Raw genomic sequence first — 15,300 nt, 5'->3', positions numbered from 1 at the left:
TCGCGCCGCTGGACATGCGGATGGACCCGTCGTCGCCGCTGACCGCGGCCGACATCGTCAACACCTACGACGAGGCGGAGCTGGCGAACATCTTGCACCGCTACGGCGAGGAGCGGTTCGCGCGTCGCATCGCCGCGCACATCGTGCGCCGGCGCGCGCGTCAGCCGTTCGCCTCGTCGTAGGTGTTGACGATGTCGGCCGCGGTCAGCGGCGACGACGGGTCCATCCGCATGTCCAGCGGCGCGTCCTGGGCGTAGGCGAAGCCCCGCTCCGCGCGATCGAGCTGCATGGACGATACCCCGAGGTCGAACAGCATTCCGTCCACCGATTCGGTTGCCGCATAACCTGATTCGTCGAGCGCCGCGGCTATGCCGTCGTAGCGCGTGTGCACCAGCGTGACCCGGTCGGCGAAGCGCGCCAGCCGGGCGCGGGCGATATCCAGCGCGCTCGGGTCGCGGTCGAGCCCGATCAGCCGCAGGCCCGGGAGGTCGGTGAGGAACCGTTCCGCGTGCCCGCCGGCGCCGAGCGTGGCGTCCAGCAGCGTCGCCCCCGACCCGTCGGGGTGGTGGCGGGTCAGTGCGGGCGTGAGCAGCTCGACGCAGCGTTCGAGCAGGACGGGCACGTGCCCGTAATCGTCGGAACTCGAATTGTCAGCCACCGCAACGCCTCCACGGATCTGCCGGCACCCGTCGGAAACTCGGGCCCCTAAGAGACGGGCCCTCGCGCCGCTGCGGGTCTGTGCCGCCCGGACTGGCCTTACCAGGTGCTCGGAAAGGTGGGCAGCCCCTGCATCGAGGTCTCTGACCGAAGTCGCGAACCTGGCGTTGGGGAAGTACGCCAGGGTCGGTTCGGGCAGAGGCCACGTTGCACGGGCATGCGCCTCAGATGATGTCGCCGAGTGCTTCATCGCTGGCCGCGGAGAAGTTCTCTTCATGGGTCTGTTGGTAGTCCTGCCAGGCCTGCGCGTCCCAGATCTCGAGGTTGTCGATCGCGCCGATGACCACGCAGTCCTTCGTGAGGTTCGCGTAGCGCCGGTGATCGGCCGACAACGTGATCCGGCCCTGCGCGTCGGGATGCTGCTCGTCGGTGCCGGCGGCGAGATTGCGGAGAAACGCCCGGGCCTCTGGGTTGCTCCGCGAGGCCTTGCTCGCGCGGCGGGCCAGTTGCTCGAATTCCGCCCGCGGGTAGACGGCGAGGCTGTGGTCCTGGCTCTTGGTGACCATCAACCCCCCTGCCAGCGCGTCGCGGAACTTGGCGGGCAGCGTCAGCCGCCCCTTGTCGTCGAGTTTGGGCGTGTAGGTGCCGAGAAACACCAGCTCACCTCCCCTATGGGGTCACCCAAACACTGCAGCCACCATACCCCACAATCCCCCACTACGCCCCATTCTTTGAGTGTCGTTGTGGCGTTTCCAGGGTTATCCGTCGTCAGGACGCCGCCAACGCCCCGCTTGGGGTGTGTCGAGGCCGTCCCCGGCCGTGTTCTGGGCCCGCAGGTAAAGGATTCCCACCAGGCAAAACGCTGGTTGTGGGGCGTAGTGGGGAACATTAGTGGGGCGCGGTGGGGCTTAAATGTCGCGACGCGCCTCGGTTGGGGCTCGATTGGGCTGCGAAACAGCATCGACGGTTGATTGTCAGCGGCCCGGCCGGCCGCACGGCTCCCGGAAAAACAAAACGGGGCAGCCGATGGCTACCCCGAATGTGTTGACACGCTCAGTCGTCGAAGCGGCGACGGAACCGATCCTCCATGCGGCTGGTGAACGAACCTCCGCCCTTGTTGCGGCGCTGACGCAGCGAGGTGGCCGCGGGGCCGGGATGGTCGGGCCTGCCGGACAACCGGGGGCCGGTGATCGCGAAGATCACGCCGCCAAACATGACGATGAACCCGAAGACGCTGAGGATCGGGAAGTTTCCGATCATCGTCGCCTTGAACGCCACTCCGGAGACCAGCATCGCCAGACCGATGACGAACAACGCCACGCCCTGCAGCCGCCGACGGGCGGTGGGTGCGCGGAAACCTCCGCCGCGGACACTTGACGCGAATTTGGGGTCCTCGGCGTAGAGAGCGCTCTCGATCTGATCGAGCATCCGCTGCTCATGATCGGAGAGTGGCATTCGTCCCTCCTTGCCGACTGTTTGGCACGTGACTACCGGTAGCACGCGGATGCCCGTTGCAGGGGCAACTAATTGAATGATACGAGGTCAATCTGCCCCATACCACTGGTTCGGCGCCGATTCTATCCCGGCCGCCTTCCGACCCACCGCCAGACCGGAACGACCGTGCGCTACAACCGGCTTCCCGAACCGGACGGTTCGTCGGCCCGGTGCCATGACCGCCCGTGGGCCCGTCGCACACGGGTCCGATAATGGGCGATGGCGGGCCGGTCCACAGCGACCACCTAATGTCGAGGCGCCGCGCGAGCCCGGATCAGCGATGAGGAGGAGACCGCGAGTTGGCGATATTCCTCATCGATCTGCTTCCCGACGACATGGAGCGGCGCCTGGGTGATGCCCTGGCGGTGTACGTCGACGCGATGCGCTACCCGCGGGGTACGGAGAACCAGCGCGCCGCGATGTGGCTGGAACACATCCGGCGACGGGGCTGGCAGGGCGCCGGCGTCGTCGAGACCCAGGAAGCCGAAGACGCAGGCGCACAACCGCCCTCGGCGGAGGACCTGGCCTGCGCCCCGTTGCTCGGTGTGGCCTACGGCTACCCCGGCGCGCCCGGGCAATGGTGGCAGCAGCAGGTCGTGCTGGGCATGCAGCGCGGCGGCTCGCCGCCCCAGGAGATCTCCCGGCTGATGGACAGCTATTTCGAGCTGACCGAGCTGCACATCCATCCCCGCGCCCAGGGCCGCGGCCTCGGCGAGGCGTTGGTCCGACGGCTGCTCGCCGGTCGCGCCGAGCAGAATGTGCTGCTCTCGACGCCGGAAATCAATGGTGAGCCCAACCGCGCCTGGCGGTTGTACCGGCGCTTGGGTTTCACCGACGTGATCCGCGGCTACCACTTCGCCGGCGACCCGCGGGCGTTTGCGATTTTGGGCCGCAAGCTACCTCTGTAACACCCGAACCCGGCACACAGCGGAAGACTCCACGAAGTGGCACATCGGATCTGGCACGATGACCTGGTGCGAGCCAGCTCTCCCCCGCCCCGCAGCCGAGGATCCCGAGCGTTTCGAGCTCGGCGGCGCCGCCTGACGGCCATCGCGATGCTGCTGCTGGTGGTGCCGCTGGCCACCGGATGCCTGCGGGTCAGGGCTTCGCTCACCATCTCCCCCGACGACCTGGTGTCGGGGGAGATCGTGGCCGCCGCCAAACCCAAGACCTCCAAAGACACCGGTCCCCAACTGGACAGCAACAACCTGCCGTTCAGCCAGAAGGTGGCGGTGTCGAATTACGACAGCGACGGCTACGTCGGCTCGCAGGCGGTGTTCTCCGATCTGACGTTCGCGGAGCTGCCGCAGCTGGCCAACATGAACTCCGACGCCTCCGGGGTGAACCTGACGCTGCGCCGCAACGGCAACCTGGTGATCCTGGAGGGCCGGGCGGATCTGACCTCGCTGACCGACCCCGAGGCCGACGTCGAACTGACGGTGGCCTTCCCCGGCGTCGTGACCTCCACCAACGGCGACCGGGTCGAACCCGACGTGGTGTCGTGGAAGATGAAACCGGGCGTGGTGACCACCATGACCGCCCAGGCCCGCTACACCGACCCCAACACCCGGTCGTTCACCGGGGCCGTGGTGTGGCTTTGCATCGCGTCGTTCGCGGCCGCGGGCGTGGTGGGGCTGCTGGCCTGGGTCAGCCGGGACAGGTCACCGCGGTTGACCGCGCCGCGCGACCAACCGCCGCCCGATTAGCCGGGGGTGGGTGACCAGTAGGCGAGCATCTCCGCGAACGTCTGGAAGGCAGGCCCGGAGTTCCCGTAGGTCGCCTCGAGGTGGATGCTCAGCGGGAAGCCGAGCTCGGCGACCCCGTCGATGACGCGTTTGTAGAGGTCGACCATCTGCCGGCGCTTCTGCGCCGGCTCGCCGGCGGCCAGCTTCTTGACGAACTCCTGCTCCGCGGCCACCGCCGGATTGCCGGGATCCTGAATCAGCCAGTTGATCAGTCCGACCCGGCTCTCCATCTTCGGTACGAAGCCGAACGACAGCAGGATCTCCGGCCGGTGATCGGTCTGGCGGGCGAACTCGGTCAGGAAGCCCACGATCGCGTCGGAGTACAACAGCTGGGTCATGCCGTAGGTGGCGCCCTGGTCGCACTTGAAGTTGAACCGGCCCTGTTCGCCGTCGCGGGTGGGGATCAGGATGACGCCGCGGTTGGTCAGCAGCTCGCGGTAGATCGACAGGGCGTCGGTGGGGGCGACGCCGGAGCCCTCGCCGTCGTTCATGGTGCGCGGCACGCCGACGAAGACCACGCCTTCCATGCCGGCCGAGGTCAGCTCGGTCAGCCGCGTGCGCAGCGACGGCTCGTCCATGAACGCGGTCACCTGGGTGCAGAGGCCCTTGATCCCCTGCAGTTCCGGCTTGACGATCGACCAGAACTCGAGCACATCCAACTTGGGCTTCATCTGGATGGGACGGTCGTCGTCCTCGGCGATGATCCCCGGAATCATCACGTGCCGGATCCGGCCGCCCAGACCGGCCTCGGCCGAATTCCGCACCACTTTCTGCGCCTCTTCGAGTGCCCGCTCGCGACCTTCGTCGGCGTTCGGCGGCACCAGCTCGAGCGCAATGGTGTTGAGGGTCACGCGGCTTCTCTCCATCTGACGACTATTGGCCCGGGGGCGTCTGGTGGCCGCGCAGTCTGCGCGCGAGCCCAGCGCACCCGCCAGCATAGGGGCGGGTTAGTGAGGCAGGCGAAGCAACTGGGTGCACCCGCCCCGGTCACGCGCGGAGCGGCACGGGTGGCGCGGCGAATACACTGGTCGGGCCTGGAACACCCAGCCAGCCGAGCAGAAAGGGGCGCCGCGCTGAGCCTAGGAGCTTCAGAAGCAGCGGCAACCGTCGAGTTGACCGGCGCCATCACCGACCAATTGCGGCGGTACATGCATGACCGGCGCACCGAAACCGCGTACATCGGTGACGACTACAGCGGTCTGATCGCCGCGCTGGAAGATTTCGTACTCAACGGGGGCAAGCGGTTACGGCCCGCGTTCGCCTATTGGGGCTGGCGCGCCGTCACCACCGAAGCCCCCGATGAGCAAGCGCTGCTGCTGTTTTCAGCGCTCGAGCTGTTGCACGCCTGTGCGCTGGTGCACGACGACGTGATCGACGATTCCTCGACCCGCCGGGGCCGGCCGACCACGCATGTCCGGTTCGCGGCGCTGCATCGCGACCGGCACTGGCAGGGCTCGCCGGAGCAGTTCGGCATGTCGGCCGCGATCTTGCTCGGCGATCTCGCGCTGGCCTGGGCCGACGACATCGTCTTCGGTGTCGAGTTGGCGCCGCAGGCTCAACGGCGGGTGCGGCGGGTGTGGGCCAACATTCGCACCGAGGTGCTCGGCGGCCAGTACCTCGACATCGTCGCCGAGGCCAGCGCGGCCGCCTCGATCGCCTCGGCGATGAACGTCGACACCTTCAAGACCGCCTGCTACACCGTGTCCCGGCCGTTGCAGCTCGGGGCGGCCGCCGCGGCCGACCGGCCCGACGTCCACGACGTCTTCAGCCAGTTCGGAACGGACCTGGGGGTGGCGTTTCAGTTGCGCGACGACGTGCTGGGGGTTTTCGGTGATCCCGCGGTCACCGGCAAGCCGTCCGGTGATGATCTGCGCTCCGGCAAGCGCACGGTGCTGCTGGCCGAGGCGGTGGAGTTGGCGGAGAAGTCGGACCCGGTGGCGGCCAACCTGTTACGCACCTCGATCGGGGCTCGGCTGACCGACGCGCAAGTGGATCAGCTGCGGGACGTCATCGAGTCGGTGGGCGCCCTGGCCGCGGCCGAACAACGAATCGCCGCGCTGACCCAGCGGGCGCTGGCCACGCTGGCGGCCGCACCCATCAACACCGCGGCCAAAGCGGGGCTCTCCGAATTGGCCAAGCTGGCCACGAACCGGTCCGCCTGAACCGATGACGACGCCCACGGACACCCCGGCAGCGGATTCGCCGGCCGCCAAACCCTCTCGCGGCGAATGGTTTTCCCAGCTGAGGGCATTCGTCGCGTCCGGTGACTCCGGTCCGGCGAAGCTGGGCATGCTGGGATCGGTACTGATCACACTGGGCGGGCTGGGCGCGGGCAGCACCCGCCAGCACGACCCGCTGCTCGAGTCAATGCACATGTCCTGGTTGCGGTTTGGCCACGGCCTGGTGCTGTCGTCGATCGTGTTGTGGACCGGCGTCGGCCTGATGCTGATCGCGTGGCTGGCCCTGGGCCGTCAGGTGCTGGCCGGCGAGGCGAGCGAGTTCGTCATGAAGGTCACCACCGGCTTCTGGCTGGCGCCGTTGCTGGTGTCGGTGCCCGTCTTCAGCCGGGACACCTACTCGTACCTGGCGCAGGGCGCGCTGCTGCGCGACGGCCTCGACCCGTACGCGGTGGGGCCGGTCGCCAACCCAAACAGCCTGCTGGACAACGTGAGTCCGATTTGGTCGATCACGACGGCACCCTATGGGCCGGTCTTCATCCTGGTGGCGAAGGTGATCACCATCGTCGTGGGCAACAACGTGGTGGCGGGCACCGCGTTGCTGCGGCTGTGCATGCTGCCCGGCCTGGTGCTGCTGGTCTGGGCGACGCCCCGGATGGCACGGCATCTGGGCACCGACGGTTCGACGGCGCTGTGGATCTGTGTGCTCAACCCCCTGGTGCTGATCCATCTGATGGGCGGGGTGCACAACGAGATGCTGATGGTGGGCCTGATGGCCGCCGGCATCTCGCTGACGTTCGCCGGCCGCCACGTCGCGGGCACCACGCTGATCACGGTCGCCATCGCGGTCAAGGCCACCGCCGGCATCGCGCTGCCCTTCCTGGTGTGGGTGTGGATGCGGCACCTGCGCGATCGGCGGGGATATCGGCCGGTGCCAGCGTTTTTCGCCGCCACGGCGTTGTCGCTGCTGATCTTCGTCGTGGTCTTCGCGATCCTGTCCGCGGTCGCCGGTGTGGGCCTGGGCTGGCTGACCGCCCTGGCCGGGTCGGTGAAGATCATCAACTGGCTGACCGTGCCGACCGCCGCCGCCAACCTGATCCACGCGATCGGCAGCGGCTTCTTCCCGGTGAGCTTCTACCCGATCCTGCGCGTCACCCGGCTGGTCGGCATCGCCGTCATCGCAATCTCGCTGCCGCTGCTGTGGTGGCGGTTCCGCCGCGACGACCGGGCAGCGTTGACCGGCATCGCGTGGTCGATGCTGATCGTGGTGCTGTTCGTGCCGGCCGCCCTGCCTTGGTACTACTCGTGGCCGCTGGCGGTCGTGGCCCCGCTGGCCCAGTCGCGGCGGGCGGTCGCGATCATCGGCGGCCTGTCGACCTGGGTGATGGTGATCTTCAAACCCGATGGCTCGCACGGCATGTACTCGTGGCTGCATTTCTCGCTGGCCACCGCGTGCGCGCTGATCGCCGGGTACAGCCTGTACCGGGCTCCCGCGCGGCGGGCCGAGCGAGCCGACGTCACCGCCGGTTTGAGCGATCGGGCTCAGTAGGCCATCGCCTGCGCCCGGCGCACGACTTCCCGCGCCTGGTGGGCATGCAGGGCGTCGACGGGACGGGCGTTGTTGAGGGCGTCCCGGCTGCCGTCGCGGGTGACCGTCAACGAGGGGTCCCGGGTGAACAACCAGCGCACGATCTCGGTGTCGTGGTAGCCGCCGTCGTGCAGGATCGTCAACAATCCCGGCAGGCTCTTGACCACCTCACCGGACTTGGTGAAGAACATCTGCGGTACCACCAGTCCCTCGTCGCGGCGAACCGCAACCAGGTGCCCCTCCCGGAGTTGCTGGTGCACCTTGGTGACCGGCACCCCCATCAATTCGGCGACCCGCTTCAGGTCATAGATCGGCTCGTCGGGTTCTAGCACATCGTCGCCGGCAGGAATACTGCTCATCCGGGAAAGTGTAGGCCTAGATGGCCGCGTTGAGCCCGTGTTCTACCGGCCAATCACGGCCGCGCACCTACGATGGCCCCGTGGCCCAAGCTGAACCGCCCGGCCCTTCCCCGCGAGCGGGCGGCACCCCCGCCTCGGGCCGGCCCGGCCCGCATGGTCGCCGCCCCGGCGCGGGGTCGGTCGATCCCCTGGACAACGCTTTGCTGGACGGCCGCTACCTGGTTCAGTCCAGGATCGCCAGCGGCGGCACTTCGACGGTGTATCGCGGCCTGGACACCCGGCTCGACCGTCCGGTCGCGGTGAAGGTGATGGATTCCCGCTACGCCGGCGACGAGCAATTCCTGACCCGCTTCCGGCGCGAGGCCCAAACCGTGGCCCGGCTCAAGGATCCCGGGCTGGTGGCGGTGTACGACCAGGGCCTGGACGCCCGGCACCCGTTCCTGGTGATGGAGCTCATCGAGGGTGGCACGCTGCGCGAACTGCTGGGCGAGCGCGGACCCATGCCGCCGTACGCCGTGGCGGCGGTGCTCCGCCCGGTGCTCGGCGGGCTGGCCGCCGCCCATCGGGCCGGCCTGGTGCATCGCGACGTCAAGCCCGAGAACGTACTGATCTCCGACGACGGCGAGGTGAAAATCGCCGACTTCGGATTGGTCCGGGCCGTCGCGGCCGCCGGAATCACCTCCACCAGCGTGATTTTGGGCACCGCGGCCTACCTGTCGCCCGAGCAGGTCCGCGACGGCGACGCCAGTGCGCGCAGCGACGTCTACTCCACGGGCATCATGACCTATGAGCTGCTGACCGGGTGCACCCCGTTCACCGGCGACTCGGCGTTGTCGCTCGCCTACCAACGGCTGGACAACGACGTGCCGCCGCCCAGCGCGATCATCGACGGTGTGCCCGCGCAGTTCGACGAATTCGTCGAGCGCGCGACGTCCCGCGACCCGGCGCAGCGGTATACCGACGCCATCGAGATGCGCGCCGACCTCGACGCGATCGCCGAAGAGCTTGCGCTGCCGGCCTTTCGGGTGCCGGCGCCCCGCAACTCCGCACAACACCGCTCGGCGGCGCTGCAGCGCAGCCGGACCCCCCAGCGGCCACCGACCGCGCAGCAGCACGAGTCACCCGGCCCGGCGCCGGTGCGTCAGCCCACCCGCCAGATGACGCGGGGCCCCCAGGACTGGTCGGCGCCGGCACGACCGGCACAGACCGACGACGAGGACGAGGACGATTACGAATATGAGTCGGTCGCAGGCGAATTCGCGGGAATCCCGATCAGCGAATTCGTCTGGGCGCGCCAGCGCAACCGGCGCATGGTGCTGGTCTGGGTGGCGCTGGTGCTGGCGATCACCGGGCTGGTCGCCACCGCGGCGTGGACGATCGGCAGCAACCTGAATGGACTGCTGTAGCGGCCGGATGCCGGTGTTCGCCCGGCAAGAATGCGCCGCCCGGCGATCAGTACTCCGGCGAGCACGCGTCTGGCGACACGAATCTTAAAGTAATCACAAAAACTTCTTATTTTTCTTAATTTTGGTGTACCGTGCTTCTGCATGGGTTCGACAATTCCTGGCGTCGACTCGCCGAACCGGCTCGGCGAGCACGCAGTCGTACTGGGTGCCGGAATGGCGGGTTTGCTTGCCGCGCGCGTACTTTCGGAGTTCTACGATTCGGTCAGTGTGGTCGAGCGGGACAGGCTGCCCGATCACCCGTGCCACCGTAGGGGCATCCCCCAGGGCCGCCACGCGCACAACTTCCACAGCCGCGGTCTGCAGGTGCTGGACGAATTGTTTCCCGGCCTGCTCGAGGACCTGGCCAGGGCGGGGGCCGTTGCCGTCGACGACGGAGATCTGTCGCGGTTCTACGTCCGTGTCGGGCGCTACGAGCTGAAACACTCGGGCACGTTCACCGATCCGGACGCGTTGGCGCTCCATATGACGACCCGGCCGTTCATGGAGTTCCACCTGCGCCGGCGGGTCAAGGCCCTGCCGAATGTGACGTTCCTCGACGGGCACGACGTGTCCGGGCTTCTCACCACCGCGGACATCGTCAACGGTGTCCGAATCACCCGGCGCTACAACGGTTTTCTTACGGCACTGGACGCCGATCTGGTGGTGGACGCCACGGGGCGCGGGGCGCGTACCCCGGCGTTCTTGGAGAGCCTGGGATACGAACGGCCAACCGAGGACCGGGCGGTGGCCAGATACGGCTATGCGAGCCAACAGCTGAGCATGCCCGAGGGGCCGATCGCCCAGCGCTTGGTGATGTTCAACCCCGGCGGTGGCAGGCCGGGCGGTTTGTTGCTTGCCAACGAGCACGACACGTTCATGCTCGCGATCGGCGTGCCGGCCGACGGTGGCGAGCCACCAACCGATTTCGACGCGATGCTCGCGATGGCCGAGCCGTCCCTACCCCCGGCGATCATCGAGGGTCTGCGCCGTGCGTATCCCATCGGCGAAGCCGTGACCTATCACCACACCGCCGCGATCTGGCGACGCTACGACCGGCTGGCCGAATTCCCTTCGGGCTTGCTGGTGATCGGCGACGCGGTATGCAGTCTCGATCCGACCTACGGCCAAGGCATGACGATCGCCGCGCTGGAGGCGCTGACCCTCCGCGATTGCCTGCGCGCGGGAGATGCGCGCCTGGCGCAGCGCTTTTTCCAAGCGACGGCCCAGTACATCGGCGAGACGTGGGCCGCCAATCAGGCCAGAGACCGGACCACCTCCGGCGTCTACCGGCCGCGCGGGATCCGGCAGCGACTCTCACGCTGGATGGCCAGGGCGACCCTGAACGCGGCCACCCGGGACGGGGTCCTGACCGAGCGCTTCTTTCGCGTCTCCAACTTCATCGACCCGCCGTCACGGCTCCGAGATCCCGCCCTGCTGCCGCGCATCGTGTGGGGGAACCTACGAGCCCGGTTCACACAGCAGCGGCGTCGCGCCGCTGCGGCTCCGGCCGCGCCGCCGAGCCCACAGCAAGAGCAGCTTTCGGTGCGCTTCTAGTCGCGCAGCATCTCCGCGACGAGGAAGGCCAACTCCAGCGACTGCTGGGTGTTCAGCCGTGGGTCGCAGGCGGTTTCGTACCGGCCGACCAGGTCGGTGTCCGAAATGTCTTGCGCCCCACCCAGACATTCGGTGACGTTGTCGCCGGTGATCTCGACGTGGATGCCGCCCGGGTGGGTGCCCAGCGCGCGGTGCACCTCGAAGAAGCCCTGTACCTCGTCGACGATGCGGTCGAAGTGGCGGGTCTTGTACCCGTTCGACGACTCGTGGGTGTTGCCGTGCATCGGGTCGCACTGCCAGATCACCTGGTGACCGGTGGCCTGGACCTTCTCCACGATCGGGGGCAGCAGATCGCGCACCTTGTTGTTGCCCATCCTGCTCACCAGCGTCAGCCGGCCGGGCTTGTTGTGCGGGTCGAGCCGCTCGACGTACTCGACGGCCAGCTCCGGGGTGATCGTCGGGCCGATCTTGACGCCGATCGGGTTGGCGATCACCTCGGCGAACGCGATGTGGGCGCCGTCGAGCTGGCGGGTCCGCTCACCGATCCACACGGTGTGCGCCGACAGGTCGTACAGCTGCGGTTCGCCGGTGTCACTTTCGGACAGGCGCAGCATGGACCGCTCGTAGTCGAGCACCAAAGCCTCGTGGCTCGCGTAGATCTCGGCGGTCTGCAGGTTGCGGTCGGCCACGCCGCAGGCGCTCATGAAGCGCAGGCCGCGGTCGATCTCGGTGGCAAGGGCCTCGTATCGGGCACCGGCCGGGGAGGTCCGGACGAATTCGCGGTTCCAGTCGTGCACCAGGTGCAGCGAGGCCAATCCCGACGATGTCAGCGCCCGAACCAGATTCATCGCCGCGCTGGCGTTGGCGTAGGCGCGCACCAACCGCGACGGGTCGTGCTCGCGCACGGCGGCGTCCGGGGCGAAGCCGTTGATCATGTCGCCGCGATAGGACTTCAACCCCAGCGCGTCGATGTCGGCCGATCGTGGCTTGGCGTACTGCCCGGCGATGCGGGCCACCTTGACCACCGGCAGGCTCGAGCCGTAGGTCAGCACCACCGCCATCTGCAGCAGGGTGCGCACATTGCCGCGAATGTGGGGTTCGGTGTTCTCGGTGAACGTCTCCGCGCAGTCGCCGCCCTGCAGCAGGAACGCCTCACCCCGCGCCACCTGGGCCAGCTGCTCTTGCAACACGACAATCTCCGACGGCACCGTCACCGGCGGCACGCTCTCCAGGACCGTGCGCATCGCCGTCGCCCGGTCGTCGGGCCAGCTGGGCTGCTGGGCGGCCGGTTTTGCCAGTGCGGCGTCCAACCGCGCCCGCAGATCGGTCGGCAGCGGCGGCAGCGGCGGCAGCTGATCGATCGGTATGTCGACGGTCCAGTTCATCGGTTCATCTTAGCCGGGGCATGGACGCCCCAGGTCAGAGTTGATCTGCGCGAACTCGACTCGGCGGACCCGTCCCGCCCGCCGGCTCAGTCCCCGGACGTGATGAGCCGGTATCTGCGGAGCTGATCGCGCGCGTCGACCAGCGCGTTGTGCGCATCGGACGGCCGGGGCGGCATCCGCGGGCTGCCCCGGTCTTCCCACAGTTGCCGCAGCTCGCGGGTGAAACGGGGGATTGACCGCGGCAACTCCGGCATGGTCCCCCACAGCTGGCACAGCGCCACGTGGTCGTAGGCCGCCACCCATGCCCACAGTTCGATCGGCTCAGAAGCCGCCTGCCCAGAATTCACGCCGAAGAAGCCCTCCAGGTCTTCGCGGATCTGGCGGCGCGAGCGCCACAACTGCGACGCCGGCGGCGGCAACTTGGGCAGCACGTTGGCGCGCACCCAGGGCCCGGCGCGCTCGGGATCGAATTCCGTGGACACCGCGTAGTACTCGCGGCCGTCTTCTGCGGCCACCCCGATCGAGATCAGCTCGATGGTGCGGCCGTCCTCGATGAATTCGGTGTCGTAGAAATACCGCACCGGAGACAGCCTAGACGGGCAACGACGAGTGCCCGCACGCCACGAACCGGAGGCGGCTATCGACTGATCAGGATGGGGCCGGTGGGCGCCGGCGCGGGGTGGACCTCCTGGTCGAGCGTGGCGTCGACCGTGCGTTGGTCGGGCAACCGAGGTGTGCCGGCGATGGCGCACTGCAGGTACAGCTTGGCCCGGACCACCGGGCGGCGCAGCGTCCGCTCCCGTTGCAGCGCGCGGCGCATCTTGTCCGGCTGCGTGGAGTATCGCCAGCGGGCCCAGGGCGCGTGCGGGCGCGACAACCGGATCGCGCCGATGACCAGCAGAACGACCAGGAACATGCCCAGCAGGCCCGTCCACACCTTGCCCTTGAGCACCACCACGACGGCCAGGGGCAGCGTCAACGCCATCGCGCCGGCCACCACCGCCCGCAGCGCCGTCGATTCGGCGTTGTGCCAGATCGGCAGGAAGAACATCAGCGGGTGCAGCCCCATGATCAACAGCCCGGCCACCGCCACCGCGGCGAACACCGCGTCCACCGAGGTGCGGCCGTCCTCGGACCAGTAGACGTCGGACAGGTGCAGGATCAGCGCGTACTCGTCCAGGACCAGGGCGGCGCCGATCCCGAAAAAGGTTGCCGCAATGGTGAATTCGGGTTCGTGGCCGTCGATGGACAGCGTGACCAGCGTCAGGCCGGACAGCAGGGTCAGCACCACCCCGAAGGTCACGTGGTGAATGTGCACTCCGCTGACGTGCACGTTGCGCGGGTGCCACCATCGGGTGGGCTTGCCGTTGTCGGCGCGGTGTCGGATCAGCCGCACGAACGTTCGCGTGACGAAGAACGTCAGGATGAAGGCGACCAGGCAGCACAGCAACGGCAGGTGACCGCGGTCGTAGACGTCGTGCGCGAACCATCGGGTCACCTCGGCCGCGAACGAATGGAGCACTCTTGAAACGTACGCCTGTCTGCGCCGGGGCCGTGGGACCCGCGCTGCACCAGGCGGGTCGGGGCCCGGGCACCCATTACGCTGTTGTGCGACATGAGTACACGGCAGGCGCCCGGCGTGGGCAATCGACCCGGGTGGGCGCTGTGGTGGGGGCTGGCTTGGCTGGTGGCCGCCGCGGGGCTGAGTTATGCGGCGTGGCAGCTGTTCGGGCACACGCCCTACCGCATCGACATCGACGTCTATCAGATGGGCGCCCGGGCCTGGATGGACGGCCACCCGCTGTACCGCGGGGACGTGCTGTTCCACACCCCGATCGTGGATCTGCCGTTCACCTATCCCCCGCTGGCGGCCATCGTGTTCTGCCCGTTCGCCTGGATGCACATGCCGACCGCCAGCGTCGCGATCACCGCGTTGACGTTGGTGCTGCTGGTGGTGTCGACCGTGATGGTGCTGACCCGCCTCGACGTCTGGAGCACGTCGGCGAAGCTGTCCGGTCCGGCCTGGGTGCGGCGGTGGTGGCTCGCGATCGTCGCCGCGGCCGCGGCGACGATCTGGCTGGAACCGATCAGCTCGAACTTCGCCTTCGGCCAGATCAACGTCGTGCTGATGACGCTGGTGATCGCCGACTGTGTGCCGCGGCGCACGCCGTGGCCGCGCGGGCTGCTGCTGGGCCTGGGCATGGCGCTGAAGCTGACCCCGGCCGTGTTCCTGCTCTATTTCCTGCTGCGGCGCGACAACCGCGCGGCGCTGACCGCGCTGGCGTCCTTCGTGGGGGCGACGCTGCTGGGCTTCGCGCTGGCCTGGAACGACTCGTGGGAGTACTGGACGCACACCGTGCTCCACACCGACCGCATCGGCTCGGCGTCGTTGAACACCGACCAGAACATCGCCGGCGCGCTGGCCCGGCTGGGGCTGGGACAGCAGGAACGGTCCTTGCTCTGGGTGGCCGCGTCGCTGCTGGTGCTGGCGGTGACGGTCTGGGCGATGCGGCGGGTGCTGCACGCCGGCGAGCCCACGCTTGCGCTGGTGTGCGTCGCGCTGTTCGGGCTGGTGGTGTCGCCGGTGTCGTGGTCGCACCACTGGGTCTGGGTGCTGCCGGCGGTGCTGGTGACGGGGATCTTGGGCTGGCGGCGCCGCAACGCGGCGCTGATGGTGGTCAGCGTCATCGGGGTGGCGCTGATGCGCTGGTCGCCGATCGACCTGCTGCCCAAGCACCACGAGGCCAGCGCGGTCTGGTGGCGTCAGCTGGCCGGGATGTCCTACGTCTGGTGGGCGCTGGCGGTCATCGTCACGGTGGGAGTCACCGTCACGGCCCGCGGAGTTGCGCGGGATGCCGCCCCGCAGCAGCTGGCGCCGGTTACCGTCGTCGGCTAG

At 68.4% G+C, this 15,300-nt stretch carries 15 protein-coding genes and 1 pseudogene; 8 read left to right on the top strand and 8 right to left on the bottom strand.

Features of this window, described 5'->3' with window-relative positions:
• A partial coding sequence (gene mraW, locus A5708_RS26390) for a 16S rRNA (cytosine(1402)-N(4))-methyltransferase (RefSeq protein ID WP_419538338.1) occupies positions 1–182 on the top strand: 182 nt, incomplete at its 5' end.
• Here the strand turns inward: mraW (A5708_RS26390) and mraW (A5708_RS26945) are convergent.
• The 3 genes and pseudogenes from mraW (A5708_RS26945) to A5708_RS19415 form a co-directional block, all read right to left on the bottom strand.
• Positions 170–907: pseudogene (mraW, locus tag A5708_RS26945) on the bottom strand (16S rRNA (cytosine(1402)-N(4))-methyltransferase); the annotation flags it as partial. The gene mraW (A5708_RS26390) and the pseudogene mraW (A5708_RS26945) sit on opposite strands and share 13 nt — an antisense overlap.
• Positions 882–1,313, bottom strand: a complete 432-nt coding sequence (mraZ, locus tag A5708_RS19420) for a division/cell wall cluster transcriptional repressor MraZ (protein WP_064877499.1) — start codon at positions 1,311–1,313, stop codon at positions 882–884. The pseudogene mraW (A5708_RS26945) and the gene mraZ, both read right to left, overlap by 26 nt.
• A 397-nt stretch (positions 1,314–1,710) precedes the next feature.
• Positions 1,711–2,112 carry a DUF3040 domain-containing protein gene (locus tag A5708_RS19415; RefSeq protein ID WP_065030181.1) on the bottom strand — a complete coding sequence of 134 codons (402 nt, stop codon included), beginning with the start codon at positions 2,110–2,112 and terminating at the stop codon, positions 1,711–1,713.
• Positions 2,113–2,450: 338 nt separating this feature from the next.
• Here A5708_RS19415 and A5708_RS19410 point away from each other — a divergent pair, with 338 nt between their 5' ends.
• A complete protein-coding gene (locus A5708_RS19410) occupies positions 2,451–3,059 on the top strand; it encodes a GNAT family N-acetyltransferase (protein ID WP_065030180.1) in 609 nt (202 codons plus the stop codon).
• A 147-nt stretch (positions 3,060–3,206) separates the two neighbouring features.
• Positions 3,207–3,857, top strand: coding sequence for an LppM family (lipo)protein (locus A5708_RS19405; RefSeq protein ID WP_065030179.1), 651 nt, complete (start codon positions 3,207–3,209; stop codon positions 3,855–3,857).
• Here the strand turns inward: A5708_RS19405 and A5708_RS19400 are convergent.
• Entirely contained in the window at positions 3,854–4,747 is an 894-nt protein-coding gene (locus A5708_RS19400) for a mycobacterial-type methylenetetrahydrofolate reductase (protein ID WP_065030178.1), read from the bottom strand. The genes A5708_RS19405 and A5708_RS19400 overlap by 4 nt on opposite strands.
• A gap of 261 nt (positions 4,748–5,008) precedes the next feature.
• Here A5708_RS19400 and idsA2 point away from each other — a divergent pair, with 261 nt between their 5' ends.
• Both idsA2 and A5708_RS19390 read left to right on the top strand, forming a co-directional pair.
• Complete coding sequence (gene idsA2, locus A5708_RS19395; protein WP_065030177.1) at positions 5,009–6,058, top strand: bifunctional (2E,6E)-farnesyl/geranyl diphosphate synthase; 1,050 nt, start codon at positions 5,009–5,011, stop codon at positions 6,056–6,058.
• A gap of 4 nt (positions 6,059–6,062) precedes the next feature.
• Positions 6,063–7,622, top strand: a complete 1,560-nt coding sequence (locus tag A5708_RS19390) for an alpha-(1->6)-mannopyranosyltransferase A (RefSeq protein WP_065030176.1) — start codon at positions 6,063–6,065, stop codon at positions 7,620–7,622.
• Here A5708_RS19390 and A5708_RS19385 read toward each other — a convergent pair.
• On the bottom strand, positions 7,616–8,020 hold the full coding sequence (locus A5708_RS19385) for an Rv2175c family DNA-binding protein (protein ID WP_065030175.1): 405 nt from the start codon (positions 8,018–8,020) through the stop codon (positions 7,616–7,618). The two genes, A5708_RS19390 and A5708_RS19385, sit on opposite strands and share 7 nt — an antisense overlap.
• A gap of 188 nt (positions 8,021–8,208) precedes the next feature.
• Between A5708_RS19385 and A5708_RS19380 the strand changes: the two genes are divergently transcribed.
• Complete coding sequence (locus A5708_RS19380) at positions 8,209–9,426, top strand: protein kinase domain-containing protein (RefSeq protein WP_065030185.1); 1,218 nt, start codon at positions 8,209–8,211, stop codon at positions 9,424–9,426.
• A 141-nt stretch (positions 9,427–9,567) separates the two neighbouring features.
• Positions 9,568–11,019 (top strand): FAD-dependent oxidoreductase, encoded by a 1,452-nt coding sequence (locus A5708_RS19375; RefSeq protein WP_065030174.1) that lies wholly within the window; start codon positions 9,568–9,570, stop codon positions 11,017–11,019.
• Here the strand turns inward: A5708_RS19375 and A5708_RS19370 are convergent.
• The 3 genes from A5708_RS19370 to A5708_RS19360 all read right to left on the bottom strand — a co-directional run bounded on the left by A5708_RS19370 (position 11,016) and on the right by A5708_RS19360 (position 13,926).
• Positions 11,016–12,404: a class II 3-deoxy-7-phosphoheptulonate synthase gene (locus A5708_RS19370; RefSeq protein WP_065030173.1), complete on the bottom strand. Its 1,389-nt coding sequence runs from the start codon at positions 12,402–12,404 to the stop codon at positions 11,016–11,018. The two genes, A5708_RS19375 and A5708_RS19370, sit on opposite strands and share 4 nt — an antisense overlap.
• Positions 12,405–12,490: 86 nt before the next feature.
• Complete coding sequence (locus A5708_RS19365; protein WP_065030172.1) at positions 12,491–12,985, bottom strand: polyadenylate-specific 3'-exoribonuclease AS; 495 nt, start codon at positions 12,983–12,985, stop codon at positions 12,491–12,493.
• A 56-nt stretch (positions 12,986–13,041) separates the two neighbouring features.
• Complete coding sequence (locus A5708_RS19360; protein WP_065030171.1) at positions 13,042–13,926, bottom strand: hypothetical protein; 885 nt, start codon at positions 13,924–13,926, stop codon at positions 13,042–13,044.
• 93 nt (positions 13,927–14,019) lie between these two features.
• Here A5708_RS19360 and A5708_RS19355 point away from each other — a divergent pair, with 93 nt between their 5' ends.
• On the top strand, positions 14,020–15,300 hold the full coding sequence (locus tag A5708_RS19355; RefSeq protein WP_065030170.1) for a glycosyltransferase 87 family protein: 1,281 nt from the start codon (positions 14,020–14,022) through the stop codon (positions 15,298–15,300).

It is taken from the genome of Mycobacterium colombiense (assembly GCF_001672755.1).
Lineage (GTDB): Bacteria > Actinomycetota > Actinomycetes > Mycobacteriales > Mycobacteriaceae > Mycobacterium > Mycobacterium colombiense_C.
The sequence above is the reverse complement of the archived record's forward strand: the minus strand, read 5'-3'. Positions and strand labels throughout refer to the sequence as shown.

Coding starts and splice junctions, on each gene's coding strand:
- A5708_RS19390 (WP_065030176.1), top strand. CDS start 6,063: ATGACGACGCCCACGGACACCCCGGCAGCGGATTCGCCGGCCGCCAAA.
- A5708_RS19370 (WP_065030173.1), bottom strand. CDS start 12,404: ATGAACTGGACCGTCGACATACCGATCGATCAGCTGCCGCCGCTGCCG.
- A5708_RS19355 (WP_065030170.1), top strand. CDS start 14,020: ATGAGTACACGGCAGGCGCCCGGCGTGGGCAATCGACCCGGGTGGGCG.
- A5708_RS19415 (WP_065030181.1), bottom strand. CDS start 2,112: ATGCCACTCTCCGATCATGAGCAGCGGATGCTCGATCAGATCGAGAGC.
- A5708_RS19385 (WP_065030175.1), bottom strand. CDS start 8,020: ATGAGCAGTATTCCTGCCGGCGACGATGTGCTAGAACCCGACGAGCCG.
- A5708_RS19405 (WP_065030179.1), top strand. CDS start 3,207: ATGCTGCTGCTGGTGGTGCCGCTGGCCACCGGATGCCTGCGGGTCAGG.
- A5708_RS19375 (WP_065030174.1), top strand. CDS start 9,568: ATGGGTTCGACAATTCCTGGCGTCGACTCGCCGAACCGGCTCGGCGAG.